This window comes from Mesorhizobium sp. USDA 3734, assembly GCF_056279665.1.
On sequence record NZ_JBWCCW010000001.1, the window covers coordinates 6,783,863 to 6,809,685 of the forward strand.

Annotated in this window: 23 protein-coding genes; 11 read left to right on the forward strand and 12 right to left on the reverse strand. The window is 64.4% G+C overall.

The window, feature by feature from the left end; all coding sequences use genetic code 11:
- Positions 1-81: 81 nt before the first annotated feature.
- Positions 82-594: a hypothetical protein gene (locus ACZ89F_RS32445; RefSeq protein WP_476096248.1), complete on the forward strand. Its 513-nt coding sequence runs from the start codon at positions 82-84 to the stop codon at positions 592-594.
- 608 nt (positions 595-1,202) lie between these two features.
- On the opposite strand, the gene ACZ89F_RS32450 is transcribed toward ACZ89F_RS32445, so the two are convergent.
- From ACZ89F_RS32450 to ACZ89F_RS32500, 11 genes are all read right to left on the reverse strand, one after another.
- Positions 1,203-1,391 carry a hypothetical protein gene (locus tag ACZ89F_RS32450; RefSeq protein ID WP_476096250.1) on the reverse strand — a complete coding sequence of 63 codons (189 nt, stop codon included), beginning with the start codon at positions 1,389-1,391 and terminating at the stop codon, positions 1,203-1,205.
- A 575-nt stretch (positions 1,392-1,966) separates the two neighbouring features.
- A complete protein-coding gene (locus ACZ89F_RS32455; protein WP_476096252.1) occupies positions 1,967-3,157 on the reverse strand; it encodes an integrase core domain-containing protein in 1,191 nt (396 codons plus the stop codon).
- 305 nt (positions 3,158-3,462) lie between these two features.
- Positions 3,463-5,103, reverse strand: coding sequence for an ABC transporter substrate-binding protein (locus tag ACZ89F_RS32460; protein WP_476096253.1), 1,641 nt, complete (start codon positions 5,101-5,103; stop codon positions 3,463-3,465).
- Between the two features lie 296 nt (positions 5,104-5,399).
- Positions 5,400-6,347 (reverse strand): alpha/beta hydrolase, encoded by a 948-nt coding sequence (locus tag ACZ89F_RS32465; protein WP_476096255.1) that lies wholly within the window; start codon positions 6,345-6,347, stop codon positions 5,400-5,402.
- Complete coding sequence (locus tag ACZ89F_RS32470; RefSeq protein ID WP_476096257.1) at positions 6,344-7,024, reverse strand: isochorismatase family protein; 681 nt, start codon at positions 7,022-7,024, stop codon at positions 6,344-6,346. Before ACZ89F_RS32470 ends, ACZ89F_RS32465 begins: the two co-directional genes overlap by 4 nt.
- Before the next feature lie 265 nt (positions 7,025-7,289).
- A complete protein-coding gene (locus ACZ89F_RS32475) occupies positions 7,290-8,594 on the reverse strand; it encodes a M24 family metallopeptidase (RefSeq protein WP_476096258.1) in 1,305 nt (434 codons plus the stop codon).
- Between the two features lie 325 nt (positions 8,595-8,919).
- Positions 8,920-9,891, reverse strand: coding sequence for a GlxA family transcriptional regulator (locus tag ACZ89F_RS32480; protein ID WP_476096260.1), 972 nt, complete (start codon positions 9,889-9,891; stop codon positions 8,920-8,922).
- A gap of 342 nt (positions 9,892-10,233) precedes the next feature.
- Positions 10,234-11,424 carry a trans-sulfuration enzyme family protein gene (locus tag ACZ89F_RS32485; protein ID WP_476096261.1) on the reverse strand — a complete coding sequence of 397 codons (1,191 nt, stop codon included), beginning with the start codon at positions 11,422-11,424 and terminating at the stop codon, positions 10,234-10,236.
- A complete protein-coding gene (locus ACZ89F_RS32490) occupies positions 11,421-12,842 on the reverse strand; it encodes a pyridoxal-phosphate dependent enzyme (protein ID WP_476096263.1) in 1,422 nt (473 codons plus the stop codon). Before ACZ89F_RS32490 ends, ACZ89F_RS32485 begins: the two co-directional genes overlap by 4 nt.
- 365 nt (positions 12,843-13,207) lie before the next feature.
- Positions 13,208-14,548, reverse strand: coding sequence for an FAD/NAD(P)-binding protein (locus tag ACZ89F_RS32495; protein WP_476096265.1), 1,341 nt, complete (start codon positions 14,546-14,548; stop codon positions 13,208-13,210).
- Positions 14,549-14,570: 22 nt separating this feature from the next.
- A complete protein-coding gene (locus tag ACZ89F_RS32500; protein WP_476096267.1) occupies positions 14,571-15,020 on the reverse strand; it encodes an RrF2 family transcriptional regulator in 450 nt (149 codons plus the stop codon).
- An 843-nt stretch (positions 15,021-15,863) separates the two neighbouring features.
- Between ACZ89F_RS32500 and tauA the strand changes: the two genes are divergently transcribed.
- The 8 genes from tauA to ACZ89F_RS32540 all read left to right on the forward strand — a co-directional run bounded on the left by tauA (position 15,864) and on the right by ACZ89F_RS32540 (position 22,961).
- Positions 15,864-16,877, forward strand: a complete 1,014-nt coding sequence (gene tauA / locus ACZ89F_RS32505; protein ID WP_476096268.1) for a taurine ABC transporter substrate-binding protein — start codon at positions 15,864-15,866, stop codon at positions 16,875-16,877.
- 179 nt (positions 16,878-17,056) lie between these two features.
- Positions 17,057-17,848 (forward strand): taurine ABC transporter ATP-binding protein, encoded by a 792-nt coding sequence (locus ACZ89F_RS32510; protein WP_476096270.1) that lies wholly within the window; start codon positions 17,057-17,059, stop codon positions 17,846-17,848.
- Complete coding sequence (locus tag ACZ89F_RS32515) at positions 17,845-18,705, forward strand: ABC transporter permease subunit (RefSeq protein WP_476096272.1); 861 nt, start codon at positions 17,845-17,847, stop codon at positions 18,703-18,705. The genes ACZ89F_RS32510 and ACZ89F_RS32515 overlap by 4 nt, the downstream gene beginning before the upstream one ends.
- A 32-nt stretch (positions 18,706-18,737) precedes the next feature.
- A complete protein-coding gene (locus ACZ89F_RS32520) occupies positions 18,738-18,923 on the forward strand; it encodes a hypothetical protein (RefSeq protein ID WP_476096274.1) in 186 nt (61 codons plus the stop codon).
- A 267-nt stretch (positions 18,924-19,190) separates the two neighbouring features.
- Complete coding sequence (locus ACZ89F_RS32525; RefSeq protein ID WP_476096275.1) at positions 19,191-20,144, forward strand: sulfonate ABC transporter substrate-binding protein; 954 nt, start codon at positions 19,191-19,193, stop codon at positions 20,142-20,144.
- Between the two features lie 69 nt (positions 20,145-20,213).
- Entirely contained in the window at positions 20,214-21,383 is a 1,170-nt protein-coding gene (gene ssuD / locus ACZ89F_RS32530; RefSeq protein WP_476096277.1) for an FMNH2-dependent alkanesulfonate monooxygenase, read from the forward strand.
- Positions 21,380-22,156 carry an ABC transporter permease subunit gene (locus ACZ89F_RS32535; protein ID WP_476096278.1) on the forward strand — a complete coding sequence of 259 codons (777 nt, stop codon included), beginning with the start codon at positions 21,380-21,382 and terminating at the stop codon, positions 22,154-22,156. Before ssuD ends, ACZ89F_RS32535 begins: the two co-directional genes overlap by 4 nt.
- A 10-nt stretch (positions 22,157-22,166) precedes the next feature.
- Entirely contained in the window at positions 22,167-22,961 is a 795-nt protein-coding gene (locus ACZ89F_RS32540) for an ATP-binding cassette domain-containing protein (protein ID WP_476096279.1), read from the forward strand.
- Between the two features lie 314 nt (positions 22,962-23,275).
- Here ACZ89F_RS32540 and ACZ89F_RS32545 read toward each other — a convergent pair whose 3' ends face one another.
- Positions 23,276-23,452 carry a hypothetical protein gene (locus ACZ89F_RS32545; RefSeq protein ID WP_476096281.1) on the reverse strand — a complete coding sequence of 59 codons (177 nt, stop codon included), beginning with the start codon at positions 23,450-23,452 and terminating at the stop codon, positions 23,276-23,278.
- 309 nt (positions 23,453-23,761) lie between these two features.
- Here ACZ89F_RS32545 and ACZ89F_RS32550 point away from each other — a divergent pair, with 309 nt between their 5' ends.
- Both ACZ89F_RS32550 and ACZ89F_RS32555 read left to right on the forward strand, forming a co-directional pair.
- Positions 23,762-24,121 carry a septal ring lytic transglycosylase RlpA family protein gene (locus tag ACZ89F_RS32550; RefSeq protein WP_352664036.1) on the forward strand — a complete coding sequence of 120 codons (360 nt, stop codon included), beginning with the start codon at positions 23,762-23,764 and terminating at the stop codon, positions 24,119-24,121.
- A 234-nt stretch (positions 24,122-24,355) separates the two neighbouring features.
- Positions 24,356-25,633 carry a polyhydroxyalkanoate depolymerase gene (locus ACZ89F_RS32555; RefSeq protein ID WP_476096282.1) on the forward strand — a complete coding sequence of 426 codons (1,278 nt, stop codon included), beginning with the start codon at positions 24,356-24,358 and terminating at the stop codon, positions 25,631-25,633.
- Positions 25,634-25,823 lie beyond the last annotated feature (190 nt).

A 25,823-nucleotide genomic window follows, 5' to 3' on the forward strand; every position in this document is an offset into this window, starting at 1 on the left:
TCCGATCTCGCCCTGATTTACGCCGTGTTGTTACTAGCCTCACCCTGAAGTATCCTCCGCCCGACTTGGGGGAGACATCACATGCGTTCCACCTCAGACACCGTCGCCGCGATCGGCCTCGCCATCGGCGGCGCTTTCGGTCTCGCCGGCACCTTCGTGGCCAGCGCTCCGCTGCGCGAAACGCTGTGGACGATCGACGGCGTGGCCCTGGTGGTGGCGACCGCGCTGCTGACCATGAAATATCAGCGGCTGGGCAATGACTGCATAGCTGCCGGCTTCCTGACCTTCCTTGCCGGCGAAAGCCTGCTGCTGGCCGGCAATGCGGCGGGGCTGGAGGCCAGCGTTCCTTCCTATGTCGGCGGCATCTCGCTTTGGGCGGCGGCACTGGTGATGATCAGCGCACCGAAGACCTTTGCGCTGTGGATGCGGCTCACCGCGCTCGTGGCCGCCGGGCTGTTTATCGTCTCGGCCGGCATGATCCTGTGGGGCGCGCCCTTGCTGCCGACCTCGGCGCCGCTGCCCGCCGCCGGCTATCCGTTCCTGGTGCTGACCTTTGCCGGCTGGATCTGGACACTGCTCAGGTCTGCGCGGTGAGCTGGTCAGGGCGCGCGCAACAGATTGACATCGCCCGGATACAGCGTCATTGGATTCCAGTCATTGCGGGCAAGGGGGACTATCCGTGAAAAAGACCTATCAAAAGCCGACGCTGAGCAAGCGCGAAAAGCTTTCGGCCGTCGTGGCACTTTGTCCTGCGTCACAGATCTGCGGCCAATAGGGTCCCAAGCCCGACCGGTGCCGGTTCCCTTCCGGTCGCTCGACACGAAGTGCGGCGCGCCGGCGCATTGACATTGCACGCGCGCAGGCGCCTTTGGGCGCCGGCCATTGGGGGCTAAAGGGGAACATCCATGAAGAAAATCTATCAGAAGCCGACGCTCAACAGGCGCGAGAAGCTTTCGGCCGTGACGGCAATAGCCTGTCCGATCTCGCAACCCTGCGGATAATAGCCGCCCCGCCGCTGTCGCCGGACGGCGCTTTTTTCAATGACGCAACGGGCATACCAGTGCGCAACCAACCCTGAGTTGGTTGATCGCGCAGACTCGGAGCGGTAGAAAACTCGGGCGGCGGACACTAATCAGTTCGCCAGGTGGCCGGCGCGGGCTCAGGCAACTGCCTCACCGGCATTCGCGCCGGCCATTTCTGCTTCACTTGCGAATGATCCAGGCGACGAGGCCGCTGTCGACATGCGCGCTGTGCGTGAGTTTGCGCACCAGGGCCTTGGCGTGGCTGGTCCATTGCGCCTCGGGGATGAGGCGTTCGGCGATGGATGTCTTGAATGCCCTTCGCAACGCATGGAAGGTAAGCGCGGGCACCGGGCCCGTGGGGTCTTCCATTGCATTGCTTCCCGACGGGGGCGGGAGCACGCTGACACTCCCCATCGCCCATACAGTGGCCAGCGACAGGGGAACCATGCGCCCTGTGGCGGCGGCGGTCCACCGCCTGGCACCGCACGTTTTGCGCCGTACATGAAATATAGGGCCTGGCGATGCGCGCGGGCGGCAGCTCTCTGCTCCTCACTCGCCGCCCAATCCCCGTTGGAATCCACCGGAAAGCCGTTTGCGGAGAGGGCTGGCATCGGTTGTGAGGGTGGGCGGTAGTGGGAGCAACCTGGTTCCTCGCCTCACGAAGTGGGGAGAGGTGGCCCGGCGAAGCCGGGACGGAGAGGGGCCTGCGCGGCATTGGGAGATTTGTTTCAGGGGTTCCTGATGGGGCTTCCTGTTATCTCAGCAAGCCCGTGACAGGATTTTGACTTGGCGAATGGCGTCCCCCACTCCGTCGCTGCTTCGCAGCGCCACCTCTCCCCCCTCCGGAGGGAGAGGAAGGGCGCCAAGGTTGGCGAACTCGCGCCTGTCCAGCCGATAGATGGGTAACAGTTTGAACCGGATACATAGGTAACAGTTTTCTCCCCTTATGATGGGTTCGGCGCAGCGCCGAGCGGTTGGGTTGGCGCGGCGCTGCGGCGAACCAGTTTCATGTGCTTGTGGTCGATGAGGCCGAGCGGATGGGCATAGAAGCGCATCGCCCATTCGCCGTTCTCGGTCTCTTCGATGGCAATCGGCTCGCCTGCCAGCGTGGCCGAGACATAGATCTCGGTGCCCTGCCATTTGACGGCGCCGTTCTGACGCACGCTGCGCACCGCCGCCTCGGCCGGATAGTCCGGCTCGGGGGTCGTCTTGGGCATGGGACGGGTCGAGGGACGGTAATGCTGCGCCGGGGTGCCCATGCCAAGGGCCTCGTGCGGGCGCTCCTCATTGTAGCTGCGCCGGAAGGCCTCGAAGACCTGGGCTTGAGCCGCCCTGTCAGCCTCCGGTGCCTTGGCCATCGGCAGCATGGTCAGGTGAAAACGCTCATGGCGCCCGTTCTGCTGCGGCTTGCCCGGCTGGATGCGCTCAAGGGCGATGCCGAGCTTGATGAAGCGCGCCGCAAGCGGCGTCAGCCCGGTGACGCCGGCCGACGCAAATGGGGAGCCATTGTCGCTTCTGAAGCGATCCGGCAGGCCGTTCTCCTCAAACAACCGCTCAAACACCGGCCAAGCCTCTTCATCCGACGTCGAGCTCGTTGCCTCGAGCCCCAACAGGTAGCGGCTCAACGCATCCATCACCGTCAGCGGTTCGCAGCGCCACCCGTCGCGGGTCCGGAACCAGCCCTTGTGGTCCCCCGTCCACACCGCGTTCGGCTCCGAAGCTTCCGGCCATGGGCCGTTGCCTGCCGCCCTCCAGCGCCTGCGCCTGCGCCCCACAAGTCCATGCCGCTTCAGAAGCTCACCGGCCGTCGAGACCGCGGGCCAGCCGCAGCAGGGCTCCGCAAGCTTGAGCCTGGCAATGATCTTCTTGGGTCCCCACAACGGATGCGCCTCCTTCATGGCCACGATCCGCTCCACCACATCCACGGCCGTCGCCCGACCGTGATTGAGCGGCGCACGCGGCAGATCATGCAAGCCTCCCGGTCCATACTCCCGGTAGCGTTCAAGCCATTTGTAGCCGGTCTTGCGAGAGATATCGAAGGCCGCACACACCTGCGTCATCGTCTCCTCGCCAGAAAGGCATTCCACAACAAACCGAAGCCGCTCATCCATGAGTGCAGTCTCTCGCCAAACCATCGCCGGTCCTCCCGGCGAGGCAGAAAACTGTCACCCATCTAATCGGTCCATTCTGTTACCTATCTATCCGGTTCGGACACGCCTTTCCTCTCCCCCGTCGATCGGGGGAGAGGTGGCGAGCGGAGCTCGACGGAGTGGGGGTCGATCTTTCTGATTGCCGCTTTGCCTAAGTTTTCGCGCTCGGCGGTTTGTGCCTATTTTTCGGCGACTGCGCGTTTCATGAATGGCTTCCCCCACTCCGTCGCTGCTTCGCAGCGCCACCTCTCCCCCCTCCGGAGGGCGAGGAACCCAAGACTGGCGAAACCTCAGCTTTCCAACCAAACCTTCTCAAAATGCTGCTCCAGCGCCTGGTGCTGTTCGCAGCCTTCGACGCCCTTGCGGTAGGTGCGGTAGACCGAGCGCCAGTAGGGTTGGATGATGATGCCGGAGTCGCGCAGATTCTGCTCGATCTTGCCCATGACCTCCTTGCGCGCCTTGGCGTCCGGTGTGGCCAGCGCCTTGTCGAGCAGCGTGTCGAACTCGGGATTGGCGTAGGCGCTTTCGTTCCAGGCAGCGCCCGATTTATACGCCAGGGCCAGCACCTGGACGCCGAGCGGGCGGCCGAGCCATTCGGTGCAGGAGAAGGGGTATTTGCTCCAGTCGTTCCAGAAGGTGGCGGCCGGAAGCACGGTGCGCTTGATCTTGAGACCCGCCTCGCGCATCTGCGCGCCGATGGCGTCGCCGGTGCTCTTTTGCCATTCGACATCGACGGAGATGAGCTCGAATTCGTGGTCGGCCTTGCCGGCTTCGGCAAGCAGCTTCTTCGACTGGTCGACGTCACGCCTGGCCGGACCGATATCGGCATATTCGGGGTGCATGGGGCCGACATGGTGGTTGTCGGCGGGCTTGCCGCGGCCACCGAGGCCGAGCGTCAGCACGGCGGCATTGTCGACGGCGAGCTGGGCGGCGCGGCGCACCTTGACGTCGTCATAGGGCGCGTTGCCGACATTGAAGCGGGCGACGATGGTGGAGCCGGTGGCGATCTCGGAATTTTTGAGCCCCATCTGCTCGGTCTGCGAGACGGCATCGGAGGCGGTTTCGTGGTCGGTGTCGATCTCGCCGGATTCGAACGCCGACAGCATGGCGTTGGGGTCGGAGCCGTAATCGACCCATTTGATGCCGTCGAGGTGGAATTCGCCCTTCCACCAGGGCTTTTCCTTGCGCTTCACCTCGGCGCCGGTTTCGGCATCCCAGCTCACCAGCTCGCAAGGGCCGGTGGTGATGGCCAGCGCCTTCATGGGATCGCCGTCGCCCTCGTAGGAGCGGTGCATGATCAGCGCCGGATAGTCGGCCATGCCGGCGATCAGCGAAATGTCGGGCTTGGGCAGATTGAGCTTGATGGTGAAGTCGTCGACCTTGGCGATGCCGCCGTCGACCAATTTCTTGGTGTCGGCATTGACCAGCGCGCCCATGCGCGCGGCGACCGAATTGCCGGGCACGGAAGCGTCGCACCAGCGGGTGAGGTTGTGGATGACATCGTCGGCGTTGAAGGCATCGCCATTCGACCAGGAAATGCCCTTGCGCACATGCAAGGTGAGCGTCCTGGCGTCGTCGCTCGCCTCCCAGCTTTCGAGCAGCCAGGGCTCGAAGGAGAAGTCGGTGTTCCAGCGCACCAGATATTCGTTGCAGTGGCGGGCGACATTGGACATCTCGACGCCGTCGAAGGTGCGCGGGTCCTTGAAACCCTTGACGTTCATGGCGACGCGCAAGACGCCGCCCTTCTTCGGTTCCGCCGCGCGGGCGGGGGTGGTGCTCAGACCGCCCAGCGCCAGCGCACCAGCGGCGCTGACGCCGAGGCCGGCCATCAGCGCCAGATATTCGCGGCGGTTGATGCCGCCGGTCTTGAAATCGTCGGCGACGGGCTTGGCTTGCGGGTGCAGTTTGCGGTCGGTCAGCATGAATTTCATCGTCGTTCCCCTGTTGTTGGGCGCCCCGGCGGACACATCCAACGCGGTGTGGCGCGGCCGCCGGGACGCCGTTGCCTGAGCAGGCGAATAGTAGAGCGGGGTGACGCTGCGGAGTGTTCGGTTTTCCGCAGTGATTGTGCGGTGCTCCGCAGGGCTAAGCTCCCCCCCTTGAGGGGAAGATGTCGCCGAAGGCGACAGAGGGGGTCGGTACGACGGGACGCGACCTCCTACCTTCAAAAGATGATGCTAGCGCCTTACGCGAGGCGACCCCCTCTGCCCTGCCGGGCATCTCCCCCTCAAGGGGGGAGATCACCTCTACCCAGCGCGCCAACCGCCGCCACGATCCGCGCAAACGCCTCCGCCGCCGCCGGCACAGTAGCCCGGGCGCGCAGGAAGCTGTGCACCAGCCTTGGCTCCTCGTGCCACCACGCCTTGCCGCCGGCGGCCAGAATGCGGTCGTGATAGGTTTCGCCATCCGACGACAGCGGGTCGCACTCGGCGGTGACGATCACCGTTGGCGGCAGGCCGGAAAAATCGCGGTCACGCAGCGGCGAGAAGGTCGGATCGTCCTGTGATTGCCGCTTGGCCGAGCGGACGTCGCGATAGAAGGCGACGTCGTGCAGCGACAGAAGCGGCGCCTCGGCGTGCTCGATGTAGGAGCCGGAGTTCTCGTCGCCGCCGAGGCCGGGATAGATCAGCACCTGGCCGATGGCGGCGCGGGCGTGCCTGCGCGTTGCCTGCGCCACGGCCGCGGCGAGATTGCCGCCCGCACTTTCGCCGCACAGCACCAGCGGCAGATCTGATGTCGCCGCCGCCCATTCGAAGGCGGTGACGGCATCGTCGAAGGCGGCCGGGTGGACATGCTCCGGCGCCAGCCGGTAGTCGACCGACAGCACGTCGAAGCCGGTGCCGACGCAGAGTTCGGCGCAGATGTCGTCATGGCTGTCGAGCCCGCCGAGGATGAAGCCGCCGCCGTGGTAGTAGACCACCATGGCGCGGGCGGCCTTGCCGGCGCGCTGGTAGCGGCGCACCGGGATGTCGCGGCCGGCGGCGGCGATCAGGCCGTCGCTGGCCTTGACGCCGGGTGGGCGGCCCTGGTGGAAGGCACGGCTCATCCTGTCATAGACGGCGCGCTGCTTGTCGATCGGCAGGCCGGTGACTTCAGGCGGATACCAGGCGTTGACCGCGTCGATATAGGCCCACAGGGCCGGGTCGAGCCTTGTTTCGTAGGGGCCGCGCGTCATAGATCGGCGTAGAGTGTGGCCGCGTTGTCGAAGCTGAAGCGCAGCGGCACAGAGCCCTCGACCTGCCAGGCGGTGACGGTTTCGCCGGCCAGCAGCCGGCAGGCGCCGTCGGTGTCGGTGACGGCGCCGCCATAGAGCCGGTTGGCGAGGTTGATTATGCCGGTCTGGTGCATGGCCGCACTGCCGCTGCCGCAGGCATCCTTGACCAAGAGCACGCGAAAGCCTTTCGCCACCGCATCCTTGACCGTGGCGTCGATGCAGGCCTCGGTCCAGACGCCCGACACAACCAGCCATTCGATGCCCGAAGACTTGATGTCGCGCGCCGCCGGCCCGGAGCGGAAGGCGCTGGCCTCGGCCTTGATCAGCAGCGCCTCGCCGTTGGCCGGCGCCACCTCATGACAGATCTCGGTCAGCGGATCGCTCTTGTCGGAAAAGGCCGACTTGCCGTCCTCACCGACCGGATGGAACGGCCGGTCCTGGCTGTCGAGATCGACGATGTAGGCCCAGTGGTAGAGCGGCACATGGTTCTGCCGCGCCGCCGCCTGCAGGCGCTGGACGTTGGCGAGGATCTCGGCAAAGCCCTCGACCAGATAGCGCTTGTCCTGCCGGTGCTCCTCCTGCAGGTCGATGAAGATCGCGGCCACGGTGCCACGCTTGATGGCGATGGGGGTTTTCATGTGGATGCGCCTTGGTCATGCACGGGCGGAGCGGTCCAAGACTTTTCCATATGCCGGCGGGACAGCACCCCCCTCTGCCCTGCCGGGCATCTCCCCCGCAAGGGGGGAGATCGATCGTCGCGAATGCCCTCACCAATCGCCAGAGTTGCAGGAAAAGGCGCTGCAGGCGACGCTGCCAATCTCCCCCCTTGCGGGGGAGATGTCCGGCAGGACAGAGGGGGGTGGGCGGGAATGAGGCGCTCGTTATAAGCCTTGGTTGCCACCCTCAAACCTGCGTCTCCAGAAACTCATCCTCATAGGGGAAGCGCGACAGGAGTTCGGTGCCGGTGTCGGTGATCAGGATCTCGTCCTCCAGCTTGACGCCCTCGCGGCCGCCCTTTTCGCCGATATAGCTTTCGACGCTCACCACCATGCCTGGCACGATATGGCCGTCGCGGCCATAGGTCTCGTAGTCCATGGCGTGCGCGATGAAGGGTGTTTCGCCATGCATGCCGACGCCGTGCATGACCGAGGTGTAGCGCTGGTCGACGAAACGGTCCGGGATCTTCCAGGCCTTTTCGGCGATCTCGCGAAAAGCCATGCCGGGCTTGACGATTCCGATGTTGTGCTGAACCTGGTCATGCGCCATGCGGTAGAGCGACTTCTGGTAAGGCGTCGGTTTGCCCGGCCCGCAGCGGAAGGTGCGCGAGAAATCCGAGTAATAGCCGTAGCAGCCGATCGTGTCGGTATCGAGCGCCAGCAGTTCGCCGGGCCGGATCTTGCGGCCGCTGGCCTCGTTGAACCACGGGTTGGTGCGCTGGCCGGAGGTGAGCAGCCGCGTCTCGATGAACTCGCCGCCCTGGCGGATGACCTCGCCATACATGATGGCGAACAGGTCGTTCTCGGAGACGCCGGGCTTGATCGCCTCACGCACCGCATAGACCGCGGCTTCGGCGCCGGCCATCGACACCTGCAGGCATTTGACTTCCTCCGGCGTCTTCACCGCGCGCACCGCCAGGATCTCGCCCTGGCAATCACGGACCTCGCAGCCGCGCTTTTCCAGGGCCAGCGCCTGCAGATGGCTGCAGCGGTCGAGGCCGAGCTTCATCGAGCCGCCGCCATGCTGCTTCAGGAGTTCGGCGATCTCGTCGGCGAAAGGGCCGGCGGTTTCGTCGTCGCGGCCGGAGACCGACGACCAGACGAGCTTGGACGGACGCGCCTCGTCGATCGTGTCGAGCACCATGGAGACATGGTAGCTCTGCGGGTATTCGAACAACACGATCGGCCCGTCGGTCGGGATGAAGAAGTAGCGGGTCGAGTTGCGCAGGAAATAGCCGAACATGTTGCGCGAGCCGGTGGCGTAGCGCTGGTTGTAGGGGTCGAACAGCACGACGCCGCCATAGCCCGCCTCGCGCATCCAGCCGCGCAGTTTTGCCAGCCGGCCCTTGCGCAAGGCATCCGCGTCGATGAAGGACGGCTCGGTGTCCGACAGCCACATGCCGCCGGCCGGATCGGCCGCCGCCGGATGGCGCATGCGATCCTTGAAGTCCACGTCCTCGGTGCTGTCGGGGTCGAAAACGACGATGCTCATGGGGGTACGGCCTTGGGTGGATTTTGCTCGGTCAGAGCATGGCGCAAGAGGGGCGGATGGATTGTGCGGAAAACCGCGTGTGTTGTGCGGGATGCCGCTGGGTTTAAGTCGGAACGCCGGCGGGACAGTACCCCCCTCTGTCCTGCCGGACATCTCCCCCGCAAGGAGGGAGATCGGCTCTCATCTCGGCTTTCGCTAATCTCCACCGTTGCAAGGAGAGCGGCTGCATCCAAACTGCTGATCTCCCCCCTTGCGGGGGAGATGTCCGGCAGGACAGAGGGGGGTGTGACGGAACTCGACAAGGCCGCGCCTAGCACCGAGCCCCCTAATGCCGTCTCGCCAGCTTCGGCGGATGCCCGTGCTCCTCGCGAAACGCCCGGGCAAAGCTCGACATCGAGGCAAAGCCGCAGGCCAGCGCCACGTCGCGCACGGCGAGCGTCGAATGCGCAAGGAGGTCGGCGGCGCGTTTCAGCCGTAGCCGCCGGTAGTAGCCATTGGGCGAGATGGCGAGTTCGGAGCGGAAGCTGCGCTCGAGCTTGTCGGACGACACGCCGAGCTTCGCGGTCAACTCGGCCATGCCGAGCCGTTCTTCGACCGCGTCCTCCATGATGGCGATGGCCGACAGCACCAGCTCGTTCTGAACGCCGGTGCGCAGCCGCAGCGGCATCATCTTGCGGTCGATGCTGGAGCGCAGCTGGCTGTGCACGAACCATTCGGCGACGCCGGCGGCAAGCTCAGCGCCGTAATCGCGGGTGATGATCTCCAGCATCATGTCGAGGCTGCCGACGCCGCCGGCCGAAGTGAAACGCTTGCGGTCGATGACATAGAGGTCGCGCCTCAGCTCGATGTTGGGGAAGGCTTCGGTGAAGGCCGCCTGGCTGGTCCAGTGCAAGGTGCAGGCATGGCCGTCGAGCAGGCCGGCCCGCGCCAGGAAGAAAGCCGCATCCGCCACCGCGCCGATATGGGCGCCATTGCGCAGGCTCTTGCGGATCCAGCTTGCCGCATCCTCGGCGACGAGATGATCGGCATCGCCGCCCGAACAGACGACGATGCGGTCGACCTTCGGCGCATCCTCGGCATAGAAACCCGGCTGGATGACGACGCCGTTCGAGGCCTCGACCGCACCTTTCGTGCCGCCGACGATGATCCAGCGATAGCATTCCCGCTTGGCCAGGACATTGGCGGCGCGCAGCGGCTCGATGACCGAGCTGAACGCCATCATCGGAAAGCCAGGGAACACCAGCACCGCGAAGGTGAGGGGGGTGTCGGTGGGTTTGGGTGCGGCGTGTGTGGCCATGGGGCGCTACATTTCGGGCAGATGCGGGGCGGGGTCAATTGGGGCGATGACCGGCGCAAGATTGCAGTTACCTTGACCGCCATCGTGGCGAAGAAGTTTGTGTAATGTCGGCGGGACAGCACCCCCCTCTGTCCTGCCGGACATCTCCCCCGCAAGGAGGGAGATTGGCAGCTTCGACGCCCCCGCTCGTCTTGCAACGTTCGATATTGGCGAAAGCGGAAGTGACATCTGATCTCCCCCCTTGCGGGGGAGATGTCCGGCAGGACGGAGGGGGGTGTGAAGGATCGCTACAGAACCAGTTACCCTACGCCGCCGCATCTTCCTCGCCGCGACATCAGCCCCTCAGCCCCCCAGCGCCTGATCCAGATCGGCGATCAGATCATCACCGTCCTCGATCCCCGCCGACAACCTTACCAGCGAATCCGATATGCCGATCTCGGCACGCTTCTCGGCGGGAATCGAGCCATGCGTCATCAGCGCCGGGTGTTCGATCAGGCTCTCCACCCCGCCGAGGCTTTCAGCCAAGGTGAACAGCTGCGTGCGTTCGAGGAAGCGTTTTGTGCCGGCGAGGTCGCGGTCGAGGACGGCCGTGATCATGCCGCCGAAGGCGTGCATCTGGCGCTTGGCGATGGCGTGCTGCGGATGGCTGGCGAGGCCGGGATAGATGACCCGACGCACGTCGGGGCGCGCTTCCAGCCACTGCGCGATCTTGAGGCCGTTGGTGGAATGGCGCTCCATCCTGAGCGCCAAAGTCTTGAGGCCGCGCAGCGCCAGAAAACTGTCGAACGGGCCCGAAATGGCGCCGATGGCGTTCTGCAGGAATTTGAGTTGGGCGGCCAGATCCTTGTTGTCGCCGACTATCGCCACGCCGCCGACCATGTCGGAATGGCCGTTGAGATATTTGGTCGTCGAGTGGACGACGATGTCGATGCCGAGTTCCAGCGGCCGCTGAATATAAGGGCTGCAGAAGGTGTTGTCGGCGACGGTGAGAACCCCCTTGCGCCTGGCAAGCGCGGCGACGCCTTCGAGGTCGACAATGCGCAGCAGCGGGTTGGTCGGCGTCTCGACCCAGAGCATTTTTGTCTCGGGCCGGATCGCGGCTTCCACGGCGGCGAGGTCAGTAAAATCGACGAAGCTGACCTGCAGATTGGCCGAGCGTTTGCGCACCCGCTCCATCAAGCGGAAGGAGCCGCCATAGATGTCGTCGGTGGCGACGATATGCGCGCCGGAGTCGAGCAGCTCCAGCACAGTGGCGATCGAGGCCAGGCCCGAGGCAAAAGCGAACGCATTGGTGCCGCTTTCCAGGTCGGCGACCGCGCGCTCGAAGGCAAACCGCGTCGGGTTCTGGCTGCGGGCATATTCGAAACCCTTGTGCACGCCGGGCGATTGCTGGGCAAAGGTCGAGGTGGCGTAGATCGGCACCATCACCGCGCCGGTCAGCGGGTCGTGGCTCTGGCCGCCATGGATGGTGCGCGTCGAAAAGGCCAGGCGGTTCTTGCCCGCCGACGATGGGCCGGATGTACTGTTGGTCATCGTGCGCGCCTCAAATGGTTGATCAGGTCGATGCGGGTTATCAGGCCGACGAACTCGTCGCCGTCGAAGATGATGGCGACCTCGTTGCGGTCGAAGACCGGCAGCAGCGCATCCAGCGTCTGGCTGGCCTGCAGGGTGTGCAGGTTGGAGGTCATCGCCGTGCGCACCGGGCCGTTGAAACGCTCCCAGCGGCCGTCATGCGGGCCTTCGACCTTGGCCAGGATGTCGCTTTCGTCCACGATGCCGATCAGCTTGCCGTTGTCGAGCACCGGCAGCTGCGAGACATCGGAGCGGCGCATGCGGCCATAGGCGTTGAGCAGGCTTTCGTCCGGGCCGACGGAGACCGTGTCGCCGGTGCGATGCGAGCGCATCACCAGATCGCGCAGATCGCCATGCTGTTCCTGCTCGGCCAGGCCCTGCTCAGCCAGCCAGAAATCATCGAAGACCTTCGACAGATATTTGTTGCCGCTGTCGCAGACAAAGGTGACGACGCGCTTGGCCGACGTCTGTTCGCGGCAATAGCGCAAGGCGGCCGACAGCAGCGTGCCCGACGACGAGCCGGCGAGGATGCCTTCCTTGGATAGCAGGTCGCGCACGGCCAGCATGCTCTGCTTGTCGGGGATGGAATAAGCCTTTTTCACCAGCGACAAATCGGCATTGGGCGGCACGAAATCCTCGCCGATGCCTTCCACCGTCCAGCTGCCGGCCTCTTCCATCTTGCCGGTCTTGATCAGCGGCGCCAGCACCGAGCCGACCGGGTCGGCCAGGATCATCTCGGTCTTCGGCGACACCTTGGCGAAGTAACGGCCAAGCCCAGTCAGCGTGCCGCCGGAGCCAACGCCGACGACCACCGCGTCGACATCGCCGTCGAGCTGCGAAAAGATTTCCGGGCCGGTGGTCGTTTCATGCGCCAGCGGGTTGGCCGGGTTGGCGAACTGGTTGGCATAGAAGGCGCCGGGCGTTTCCGCCGCGATCTTCTCGGCCATGTCCTGGTAATATTCGGCATGGCCCTTGCCGACATCGGAGCGGGTCATGCGCACCTCGGCGCCGAGCGCGCGCAGATGCTGGATCTTTTCGCGCGACATCTTGTCGGGCACGACCAGCACGATGCGGTAACCCTTGGGGATGCCGACCTGGGCGAGGCCGAGGCCGGTGTTGCCGGCCGTCGCCTCGACGATGGTGCCGCCACGCCGCAGTTTGCCCTCCCGCTCCGCCGCGGCAATCATCGACAGCGCGATGCGGTCCTTGATCGAGCCGCCGGGGTTCTGGCTTTCGAGCTTGATGAACAGCCGGCATTTGCCGGTGTCGAACCTGGTCAGTTCGACCACCGGCGTCTGGCCGATCAGGTCGAGAACCGATCTGTAGGGCGGACGCAGGCGGGACAACGCGTCGGGTGCGGCGATCTCGTGCTCGCTCATATCGATGCTCCATGACCAAGCGACCGCCTCGTGGCAGAGCGGCAGCGTATCCTCTTTTCCAGCCCTTTGCAGTCGGAAAGAAGATAGATCGTGCCAATGAACCGGCCAGATGAGGAATGAAATTCCGGGTTGTGGCTGCTGCCTTCGGCCTAATCGTCCTCCGCCGCGATCCTTCACACCCCCCTCTGTCCTACCGGACATCTCCCCCGCAAGGGGGGAGATTGGCGGCTTCGATGATAGCGCCCTTCCTGCAACGTTGGAGATTGGCGAAGGTCAAGGTGACATCCGATCTCCCCCCTTGCGGGGGAGATGGCCGGCAGGCCAGAGGGGGGTGCTGTCCCTCCAGCATCAAAAAGGTTCTGCCTCTACCCCAGCAGCTGCTTGCTCAGCCTTGCACACTGCACGCGAATATCGGGAATGGCGTCGATCTCGAAGAAGGTGCCGCGCGTCAGTGGGCCGACGGCGAGGATCTTGGCCGAAACGGTGCCGTCGCCGGCGATGATCTCGCAATTGGCCGACACGTCGAGGCCGATGCGCAGCGGGTCCGGCCGTGCCAGCCCGCGATCGACCAGCGAGCGCACGACGCTGTTCGACGAGGTCGAGATGTCCCTGACGATGCCCGAGCAATCGTAGATGCGGGCGACCTCGAAGGTCTCGAGGCGCTGTGTGTGGCGCGACTGGACCTGGACAGTGAATTCGCCGTTGCGTGCGATGTCGACGACGCGGCCGGCGACCAGGCGGATGCGGCCGGATTGCACGGCCTCGGTCACACGGGCGTAGACCTCGGGCGGCATGCGATGGCGGTGGATGTCCCACCAGGCCTTGGTGTGTTCGACAAAGCGGCGCTTGGCGGAAGCCGGCCAGTTCTGCCAGATCTTCTGGTTGAACGGCCGCAGGCCGTCGACGACGTCGCGCCAGTCGATGCCGGCCTTCTGGTTCTCCTTGATCAGGTCGCGGAACCAGCCGACGAAATAGGAAAGCTGGGTGCCCAATGGGATGTCGGCAACGTCGAGCTTGATCGGTTTGCCCTTGCGGTGCGGCGAGGGCAGCAGGCCGCGCCGCGACACCGCGATGATGTCGCCGCGATGACCGCGCTGTTCCAGCGCCAGGAAGGCGTCGACCATGCTCAAGCCGGTGCCCAGCACCATGACACTGCTGTCGGGATCGAGCGCGGTGTCGGCTTCCGAGCCCATCCTGATCGTGTGCCCTTGTCCCTTGGCCGGCTCCTCGTCATGGCCGGTGGCCAGCACCGCCAGATGGGCAACGACGCTGGTGCCATTGGCCAGCGCCACTTCGACGCCGGACGGGGTGGGCGAAATCGACAGGCTCTCTTCATGGATCAGCCGAAGCCGGCCGGTCTGCTTCTCACGCGCTTCGAGATCGTCCAGCAATTCGCCGAGGTAGCGGGCATAGATGCTTCGCGGCGCATAGAATGGCGTCTGCTCGGATGTCGCCAGGCCACGCTCCTGCAGCCAGCGCAGGAAATTGCCTGCATCGTCGGCATAGGCGCTCATGCCGGCGGCACTGACATTGAGCACATGCGCCGAGAGCAGCGTCGAATAGGCGATGCCCTGGCCGAAATGCGGGCGCCTTTCGATCAGCGTGACGCGCAGGTCGGGATTGGACGATTTCAAGAGATGCGCGGCCAGCACGACGCCGCTGGCGCCGCCGCCGACAATGATGATCGAGTTGGCGCGCCCGGTCATGCGCGCACCTGAAGTCGCAGGCTCAGGCCTGGACCTTCACCGCGACCGGCAGGTCGTCCGTGGCCATATCGCGCATTTCGGCGAGGCTGCGCTGATCGAGCACCTCGGCGATCGCCTGCCGGACCTCGAGCATCAGATGTCGGACTTGGCATGTCGCCTCGTTGCAATCTTCACAGCGCTGGTACTGAGTGCGGCTGGCGCAGGGAATAGGGGCCAGCGGCCCGTCGAGGACGCGCACGACATGGCCGACCTTGATTTCATCCGCCGGTCGGGCGAGGCGATAGCCGCCATCCTTGCCCTTGCGGCTCTGGACGAAGCCGGCATTGCGCAGCTCGCCCAGGATGGCGTCGAGAAATTTCTTCGGGATGTTGTTGCCGGTGGCAATGTCGTTGACGAAGGCGAGCTGTCCGATCGGCAATCGCGCGAGATGTACGAGCGCCTTGAGGCCGTACTTGCCCTTTTTCGTGAGCATGAGATCAAAATTTCTCTGTCATGCGACGGCATGGAACCATCGGTTGCAAAACGCCTGGCGTGCGTTGCCGCCGCTTCCAGGCCCGCATGACACATAAATTCTAGTGACATGATGTACAAGCCGAGAACTGTTGATTTTGCTTCGTTTTCAAGCCGCTGTAGCCATTTTGACCGATCTTTGTGCTCCTGAGAGCACAGAAATGCGTTTTAGCGGCAGCGGGATGGCAAATGGTCCCCCAGGAACAGAAGTGGTTTGAGCCGACTCAGGCGACGGCGAAAGCCGATCCATGCCGCGAGCGATCATGGTGATGTGGTGGCCACTCATCATCGACTGCAACTCCCTATGTCGATAAGAATACTATACTTACCCTCGAACACGCGAAACGTGTTTTTAAATCGTCGGTTGTTTGAGGCATGGATTTGCCGAATGAGGGCTGGAGGGGGAATTCTCGTTTACGGGTGGGGCGGGCACGGACAGTTGTCGAGGCAGCCGAGTCTTCGACTTCGTCATCCACGGGCGGAGCAGGAGCGAAGCGACGTCGCGAAGACCCGAGGATCCATTCATGAAATCGGAGCGCCGCGACGAGCGGAGCGTTGAAACTGCGATCTCCCTCCCTGCGGGGGAGATGGCCGGCAGGCCAGAGGGGGGTGCTGTCCCGCCGACATTAGAGGACTTCGGGCCGTGGTCGAGCCTTCACAGCCGCCCTATCCGCCTCACCACCCCACCACCGACAGCTTTTTTCTAATAAGCCGGCCTTCGTTGGAAGGATTTAACTCTACAAGAACGATAGAATTAGCGGACTATCATGAGGCATTCCGGTTTTCTCTTTTTCAGGAGCCCTTCATGTCCACCATTTCGCGACGCATTGTTCTGCTCTCGTCCGCGGCACTGGCCGGTGCTGCCTTCCTCGGTCCGGCCCATGCCGACGACCTCAAGATCACCATCGGCTATCAGACGGTGGTCGAACCCTCGAAAGTGCCGCAGGCCGACGGCGCCTATGAAAAGGCGACGAAGGCGGCGATCGACTGGCGGAAATTCGATTCCGGCGCCGATGTCATCGCCGCGGTCGCTTCGGGCTCGGTCGATATCGGTTATGTCGGGTCGAGCCCGCTGGCGGCGGCGGCGAGCCGCGATCTGCCGATCCAGACCATCTTCATCGTCGGCCTGATCGGCGAATCCGAGGCGCTGGTGGCCCGCAACGGCGCCGGCATCGAGAAGGTCGCCGACCTCGCCGGCAAGAAAGTCGCCGTGCCGTTCGTCTCGACGACGCATTACAGCCTGCTCGCCGCACTGAAGCACGAGGGCGTCGATCCGAAGTCGGTCGAGATCCTCAATCTCAGGCCACCGGAAATCGCGGCGGCCTTTTCGCGCGGCGACATCGACGCGGCTTACGTCTGGGATCCGGCGCTCGGCCAGATCAAGACGACGGGCAAGGTTGTGCTGGATTCCTCGCAGGTCGCGGCCTGGGGCGCGCCGACCTTCGACGCCTGGATCGTGCGCACCGACTTTGCCGAAAAGAACCCGGAAGCGGTGCGCGACTTCGTCAAGGTGACCGGCGAATCCTATGCCGAATTCCTGGCCAAGCCGGACGCCTGGTCTGTGTCGTCACCGCAGGCGGCCGCGATCGCCAAGCTCACCGGCGCCAAGCTGGAGGAAGTGCCGCAGCTGCTCAAGGGCTATGTCTTCCCAACGCTCGAAGAACAGGCGTCCGATAAATTCCTCGGCGGCGGCACGGTCAAGGCGGTGGAAGCGACATCCGCCTTCCTCAAGGAGCAAGGCAAGATCGACGCCGTGCTGCCCGACTATTCGAAATACGTGTCGTCGAAATACGTCACCGAGGCGCTGGCCTCGAACTGAGCGCCTGACTCACACTGAACGCGCGCGGATCTTTTCCCTGACGCCGCGTGCTGACTGCCCCGGAACCGCTGACGAGGAGCGGTTCCGGGGCAGTCGGATTATCCATTCGTTTGAGCATGATCTTTTCCAAAAACCGGACGCCACTTTTCGGGATCATGCTCCAGAACTGCGAGGCATCCATGCCGCATCTCGTGCTCGACCCCCATCTCGTACTGGACAAGGTCTCGATCCATTATGACGGCCAGCCGGCACCAGCCGTCGAACGGGTGTCGATCGATGTCGCCAAGGGCGACTTCGTCGTGCTTGTCGGCCGTTCTGGCTGCGGCAAGACCTCGCTGCTCAATGTCGCCGCCGGCCTGGTCGCGCCGGCGCGTGGGCGTGCCTCCATCAACGGCCAACCGATCACCGCGCCGGGCTCGGACCGGGCGGTGGTGTTCCAGAACGATGCGCTGTTTCCGTGGCTGACCGCGCGCGAAAACGTTGCCTTCGCGCTCAGGCTGCGTGGCATCCGGCCGGCCGAGCGGGCGCGCCGCGCCGACGAGCTGCTTGAGCTGGTGAAGCTCACCGATGCCGGCGACAAGCGCATCTGGGAGCTTTCCGGCGGCATGCGCCAGCGCGTCGGCCTGGCCAGGGCGCTCGCCGCCGAACCTGAATTCCTGCTGCTCGACGAGCCGCTTGGCGCACTCGACGCACTGACGCGCGAGCGCATGCAGACGACGCTGCTCGATTTGTGGACGGCGAGCGAGGTCGGCGTGCTGATGGTGACGCACGGCATCGAGGAGGCGCTGGTGCTCGCCACCCGCATCGTCGTGCTGGCACCCGGCCCGGGCCGCGTGGTGCGCACCTTCGAGCCTGGCTTCTCCAGGCGCTACGCGGCTGGCGAGGCCATTCGCACCATCAAGGCCGATCCGGCTTTTGCCGCGGCGCGCGGCGAGTTGACCGATGCGATCTTCGAAGGAGAAGCGGCATGACGGTTACTTCCTACACGGAGCGGCCGGGCTGCAAGATCGACGAGGCCGACGGCCTCTCGGTGCCGTGGTCGCGGCCAAGCCCGAAGCGCAAGGGCATCTCGGCACGCGCGGTCAGCGCCGTGACCATCCTGGTGGTGCTGGCGCTGTGGGCGCTGTCGGCCCGCCTGCAACTGGTGTCGCCGGTGTTCCTGCCGTCGCCGGTTGCGGTGTGGAACAAGTTCATCCTCGTCGCCCGTGACGGCTTCGTCGACGCGACGCTGCTCCAGCATGCGGTCGCCAGCCTGTGGCGGGTGTTCGCGGCGCTGATCGCGGCCATCCTCGTCGGCGTGCCGGTTGGTCTGGCCATCGGCATCAGCACCATCGGGCGCGGCATCTTCGATCCCCTGCTGGAATTCCTGCGGCCGATCCCGCCGCTGGCCTATCTGCCGCTGGTCATCATCTGGTTCGGCATCGGCGAGCCGTCGAAAATCCTGGTGATCACTATTTCCATGCTGGCGCCGGTGGCGCTGTCGACCGCGTCCGGCGTTCGCGGCGTCTCGCAGGAACGCATCAATGCGGCGCGCTCGCTTGGCGCCACGCGCGCGCAAGTGGTCCGCCACGTCATCCTGCCCAGCGCGCTGCCGTCGATCCTGACCGGCCTGCGCATCGCGCTCGGTGCCGGCTGGTCGACGCTTGTCGCCGCAGAACTGGTCGCAGCGACGCGCGGGCTCGGCTTCATGATCCAGTCGGCCGCCCAGTTCCTCGTCACCGACGTGGTGGTGATGGGCATATTGGTGATCGCGGCCATCGCCTTCGTACTCGAATTCACCATCCGCAGGATCGAGCGCGTGCTCGTCCCGTGGGCGGGACGCGAATGATTGGAAAACCAGAAGAGCAGGAGAGAATGACGATGACCCATTCCACCGCCGTGCTGTTCGCCCAGGCCGGCAACTGGCTTCTCGCCTGGACCAGGGAAAGCCAGCCGCTTGAACAGCAACCGAAGTCACCGACGCCGGTGCGCTTGGACGCCGAGCGCGACCGCCTGCCGCCGCGTGACGAAAGTTTTTACTGGGCCTGGCAGTATTGGTCGCAGTGAGGGGTGGGTGCACACTAACGCAGAGCGTTAACGATCCGTCGCGCCAACCCTAGCGTCTTCGTCCTCCTAGGGCGAAGCAAGGAGCGAAGTGACGCGCGCAGACCTTGGGATGACGAAGGGATGGTTGCCGCAGGAAAAATTTCCACGAGATGTTGCCAACTCGCAAAATCATTCCTCTACTAAGTTTATAGAAATACCTAGCCTGATCCATCTTCCAACCGGCGAGGCCATTTTCCCGGCGCCGTTCCGCATCGAAGGAGAGGGATCATGCTCAATCTTACCAGACGTGTTTTCGGCATCGGGCTGCTGGCGGCAAGCGTTGCCGTGTCGCTCAGTGCCGCGGCGCAGGAGCTGAAGCAGTTCAGCATCGGCTATCAGAAGACCGGCCTGCCGGTGATCGCCAGGCAGCAGCAGGTGATCGAAAAGGCGCTCAGCGACAAGGGCGTGTCGGTGAAGTGGGTCGAGTTCACCGCCGGGCCGCCGCTGGTCGAGGCGCTCAATGTCGGCGCCATCGATGTCGGCTGGACCGGCGATGCACCGCCGATCTTCGGCCAATCGGCCGGCGCCAACATCGTCTATGCTGCAGCACTGCCATCCAATGGCGACGGCGAGGCGATCTTCGTGAAGCCGGCGTCGCCGATCCAGTCGGTCGCCGATCTGAAAGGCAAGCGCGTCGGTGTCGGCAAGGGTACCAGCGCACACAATCTGCTCGTCGCCGCGCTGGAAAAGGCCGGCATTCCGTTCGACCAGATCACGCCGGTCTATCTCAGCCCGGCGGATGCGGCCGCCGCCTTCGCCAGCGATCAGATCGATGCCTGGACCGTCTGGGATCCGTTCTTCGCCATCGCCGAAACCCGCTACCAGCCGCGTGTGCTGGCCCGCTCCAGCGAGGTGCTCAAGGTCAACACCTATTTCCTCGCCAACAAGGATTTCGCCAAGGCGCACCCCGAAACCGTCACCACGACGATATCGGCCCTTGGCGAGGCGGCGAAATGGGCCGACCAGAACCGTGACAAGGTGGCCGCGGCGCTGCATGAGGTGACCGGCGTGCCGCTCGACGCGCAGATCATCGCAGCCAACCGCACCAAATTCGGCATCTTCCCGATCACCGACGAGATCATCGCCGGCCAGCAGGCGACCGCCAACCGCTTCTACAAACTCGGGCTGATCCCGAATGCGGTCCGCATCTCCGACGCGGTGTGGACCGCACCGGGCAATTGATTTTTGTCGCGCGGCGCCGGGCGGAAAACGCCCGGCGCCGTTTGTCGTTTCCGCTTCGAGGATTTCGCCATGACCGCTACAGCCAGTCCGCAAGCCAACCCGCTCGATTTCTTCTGGTTCATCCCGACGCATGGCGACGGTTCCTATCTCGGCTCCGAGGAACAGCAGCGGCCGCCCGAATTCGGCTACTTCAAGGAGATCGCGCAAGCGGTCGACCGGCTCGGCTTTCCCGGCGTGCTGTTGCCAACTGGTCAGAACTGCGAGGATTCCTGGATCACCGCGACAGGCCTTGCTACACTCACGGAAAAACTCAAATTCCTTGTCGCGCTGCGGCCCGGCGTGACGCTGCCGACTTTTGCCGCGCGCCAGACCGCCGCCCTCGACCGCTTGAGCAATGGCCGCCTGCTGCTCAATGTCGTGGTCGGCGGCAACCCGACCGAGCTCGCCGGTGACGGCGTCTTCCTGCCGCATGACGAGCGCTATGCCCAGGCGCATGAATTCCTGACCATCTGGCGCGGCCTGGTATCCGGCGAACGGGTCAATTTCGACGGCAAATATTACCGCGTCGAAAATGGCCGCCTCGACCTTCTGCCGCGCCAAGAGCGGCCGCCGCTCTATTTCGGCGGATCGTCGGAAGCCGGACAGGACCTCGCCGCCGACCTCGTCGACATGTATCTGACTTGGGGCGAGCCGCCGGCACAGGTGGCCGAGAAGCTCGCTGCGGCACGCAAGAAAGCAGCACTTCGTGGTCGCAAACTGCGCTTCGGCATCAGGCTGCATTTCATCGTGCGCGAGACCGAGGACGAAGCCTGGCGCGCCGCCGACCGGCTGATCAGCCACGTCACCGACGCCCAGATCGAAAACGCGCAGGCGCGCTTCCTCACCCAGATGGACTCGGTCGGCCAGCGCCGCATGGCCGAACTGCATGGCGGCCGCCGCGACAGGCTGGTCGTGTCGCCCAATCTATGGGCGGGCGTCGGATTGGTGCGCGGCGGCGCCGGCACGGCACTGGTCGGCACGCCGGAGCAGATCGCAGAGCGCATCCGCGAGTACCAGGCGATCGGCATCGATACCATCATCGGTTCGGGCTATCCGCATCTCGAGGAAGCCTACCGTGTCGCCGAGCTTCTGTTTCCAAAACTCGGGCTCGGCACCAAGCGGCAGCGGGCGCATGAGAACATCGCCAACGAATTCTCGGTCGGCTTCCACGGCGCCGCCCGCCTGCAGGCCTCGTCATGAGTCTGGCGCAACGCGTCGGCAAGAACGGCATCGGCTGGCTGCTGCCTGTGCTGGTGATCGCCGGTTGGGAAATTGCATCCCGCGCCGGCGTCATGCCGGCCAACGTGCTGCCGGCGCCAAGCGCGGTTGCCGAGGCCTTCTGGCGGCTGACGCTGTCGGGCGAGCTGATCCGCAACATCGGCGTCTCGACCGCGCGCGCCCTTGCCGGCTTTGCCGTCGGCGGCTCGATCGGCTTTGCGCTTGGGCTTGCCAACGGGCTGTCGACGCTCAGCCGCGGCCTGACCGACACGACGCTGCAGATGATCCGCAATATCCCGCATCTGGCGCTGATCCCGCTCGTCATCCTGTGGTTCGGCATCGACGAGGAAGCCAAACTGTTCCTGGTGGCGCTCGGCGTGTTCTTTCCGATCTATGTCAACACGCTGCTCGGCATCCAGAGCGTCGACCCGCAGCTGGTCGAGATGGGCCGCGTCTACGGCATGGACCGGCGCACGCTGTTCTTCCGCGTCATCCTGCCCGGCGCGCTGCCGGCGATCTTCGTCGGCCTGCGCTATGCCCTGGGCATCATGTGGCTGACGCTGATCGTTGCCGAAACGATCTCGGCCAGTTCCGGCCTCGGCTACATGGCCATGCAGGCGCGCGAATTCCTGCTGATCGATGTCGTCGTGCTGTCGATCCTGATCTATGCGCTGCTTGGCAAGCTGGCCGACAGCCTCGCCCGCCTGCTCGAACGCCTGTCGCTCGGCTGGCATCCGGCCTTCCAGAACGGATGAGATGTTGCCCATGACAGCCGCCAGCCTGACCGCCGTCCGCTCCTTCGTCGCCACGCCGCCGTCACGGCCGGTGGAACCTGTTGCAAGGCAGCGCGCCTTCGCCTTCAAGGGCGCGGAGAAACGCTTCGGCGACAAGACGGTGCTCGACGGCATCGATCTCGACGTGCCGGTCGGGCAGTTCCTTGCCGTCATCGGCAAGAGCGGCTGCGGCAAGAGCACGCTGCTCAGGCTGTTGGCCGGGCTCGACCGGCCGACATCGGGATCGCTGACATTCGGCGTGGAAGAGGAAGGACACAGCCGCACCCGCTTCATGTTCCAGGAGCCGCGGCTCCTGCCCTGGGCCAGCGTGGTGAAGAACGTCGAGGTCGGGCTGACCGGGATTGCTTCCGGCGCCGAGGCAACGCAACGCGCGCTCGACATTCTCGGCGAGGTCGGGCTTGCCGATCGTGCCGACGAATGGCCCTCGGTGCTATCCGGCGGCCAGAAGCAGCGCGTGGCGCTGGCCCGTGCGCTGGTCGGCCACCCGCAGATCCTGGCGCTCGACGAGCCGCTGGGCGCGCTCGACGCCCTGACCCGCATCGAGATGCAGCAATTGCTTGAACGCATCTGGCTCGCGCAGAAGTTCACCGCAGTGCTGGTCACGCATGATGTCGCCGAGGCGGTCGCGCTGGCCGATCGGGTCGTGGTGATCAGCGAAGGCCGGATCGCGCTCGATCTGGATGTCCCCGTGGAACGGCCGCGCCGTCGCGGGTCGGTGGAGCTGGCTCGGTTGGAGGGAAAGATGTTGGATCGGCTGTTCGGGTAGGTTTTTGGCGCGGAGTTTTGTCGGGCTGCTTGCGTTGACCGACGATAAGCCTTGAAGATTGGCGCAAACACCCATCGCTTCGTCATCCTATGGCGGAGTAAGGAGCGAAGCGACGCAGCGCAGACCATAGGATCCATGCCGTGACACATAAGCGCCGCCACGGTTCAGAATTCTGCACGGCTGCGCCCTTCGACCAAGGTCGCGGCATGGATCCCAGGGTCTCCGCGACGCCGCTTCGCGGCTGCTACGCCCAGGGATGACGAAGTTGGGAGGCTTCGGCCAATTGCGAAAGCGCTCGTCCTGCAGCTCACCCCCTACCGGTTCGCCCACACCACGCCAACCAGCCCGACCAGCGCGGTGACGATGCCGATATAGAGCCATTGCGACTGGCCGGTCATGAAGCTGCCGCCGATCACACCGACGCCCTGCAGCGACCACACAGCGCCGATGGCAAGCACAATCAACGCCAGCAGATTTTTGGTCAGTCTCATTGCCGGATCTCGCTTTCGAAGTCGATCGGTTGCAGCGCCATGGCCACGATGAAAGAGCCAAAGGAAGTGGCCCGATTGCGCCGACTTCTACTTGGATATCTATGCTCGATCTTGTCAAACAAATCCCTGAGATCAGCACGAAGATCATCATCAATTGATCTCTTCTCGTCGGAAAATCCCTGACAGACTGTTACCCAATGACTCCAAACGTGTGCCACTGCCACGGAACCGCCAGATCATTGCCGCATTTCCTGCCTTATTCGGCACCTAACGGCTGGGGTCTGTCAAAGAACGGAGCCATCCCTCAACATGAAGAACTCAAAACAGACCGCGCTTGTCGCGGTAACGATCGCTGCTGGCCTTATGGTCGGCGCTTCTTCGGCCACCGCCGCCAGCCAATGCGGCCGTGCCTCGTGGTATGCCCTGCACTCCAAGACCGCATCGGGCGAACGCATGAACCCGTCGGCGATGACCGCCGCCCACCGCACCTTGCCTTTCGGCACCAAGCTCAGGGTCACCAACAAGAACAACGGCCGCAGCGTCATCGTGCGCATCAATGATCGCGGCCCGTTCATCAGGGGTCGCGTGCTCGACCTGTCGAAGGGTGCGGCCGGCCAGCTCGGCTTCATCGGCTCCGGCCACACCGCCGTGTGCATGGCGCGCGTCTAAGGCTTCCTGTGTCCGGCGACATGGGCCGGACACATTACTTATACATTTCGCAGCCGCACACTGAGCCGGCTGGCGCCGTTCAGGGCCGATTCCCAGAGCTTTGAACCAAAGAAGCATTGGTCACGCCGCGTGACGTATTGCATCGCAGCAATTAGTTGTTAACTTCGCCGCGAGACATTCAAGGCTCGGCGCTGCTCGTCGTCCCTTCGGTCGCAGGCAGCAGCGGGGTTCTCGATGTTCTACCAGCTCTATGAAATGAACCACGCGGCCTTGCAGCCGGCGCGCCTTTATGCCGACGCGGTGCGGCTGTTCTACTCCAATCCACTCAATCCGTTTTCCCACACGCCCTGGGGCCGTTCGGTCGCGGCGACGGCCGAACTGTTCGAGCGCACCACGCGCCGCTACGGCAAGCCGACCTTCGGCCTCGACAAGACAGTGGTCGACTGGAAGAGCGTCGAGGTCACCGAGAAGACCGTCTGGTCGAAGCCGTTCTGTAAAGTCGTCCGCTTCGAACGCGCCATTCCCGCCGGGCGCCGGCCGGATCCCAAGCTTTTGATCGTGGCGCCGATGTCGGGCCACTATGCGACGCTGCTGCGCGGCACGGTGGAAGCCATGCTGCCCCACGCCGACGTACACATCACCGACTGGGTCGATGCCCGCATGGTGCCGCTGGCCGACGGCAGTTTCGATCTCGACGACTATATCGACTACATCGTCGACATGCTGCATGCGCTGGGGCCCGACACGCATGTGATGGCGGTGTGCCAGCCTTCGGTGCCGGTGCTGGCCGCCGTGGCGCTGATGGAAACGAAGGGCGATCCCTTCGTGCCCTCGACGATGACCTTGATGGGCGGGCCGATCGACACCCGCAGCAACCCGACCGCGGTCAATTTGCTGGCACAGGAAAAGGGCATCGACTGGTTCCGCGACAATGTCATCATGCAGGCGCCGTGGCCGGTGCCGGGCTTCGGCCGCGAGGTTTATCCAGGCTTCCTGCAGCTGTCCGGCTTCATGAGCATGAACCTCGACCGCCACATCATCGCCCACAAGGACTTCTTCATGCACCTGGTGAAGCATGACGGCGACAATGCCGTGAAGCACCGCGATTTCTACGACGAGTATCTGGCGGTCATGGACCTGACGGCGGAGTTCTACCTGCAGACCGTCGACACCGTCTTCGTGCGCCAGGCCTTGCCCAAGGGCGAGATGATGCATCGCGGCGCCAGGATCGATCCGTCAGCGATCCGCAATGTCGCGCTGTTCACGGTCGAAGGCGAGAACGACGACATCTCAGGCCTTGGCCAGACCAAGGCGGCGCATGATCTGTGCCCCAACATCCCCACAGAGCGGCACGCCCACTACATGCAGCCGGCGGTCGGCCATTACGGTGTGTTCAACGGCTCGCGTTTCCGTTCCGAAATCGTGCCGCGCATCGTCGACTTCATCACCAGCTATGGCCGCCAGGAGCGTGTCGCGGTGAAGCCGAAGCTGGTCCGCACCGCCAAAAGATAATGCGCATCGCCCAAAAGCATGGGGACGGACTGACCCGAGGGCGTAGCTATTTTGGGAAATGACGTGCCTGGAACAAAGCTTAACGGCGCCAATCCGGCAAAAACCGGCCGGCTGGCCGATTCTGTTGCACAATAGACGCGGTGCTGCCCCTCGGGTAACCATGCCGACAATCCGACCGTCGTCGTAATTG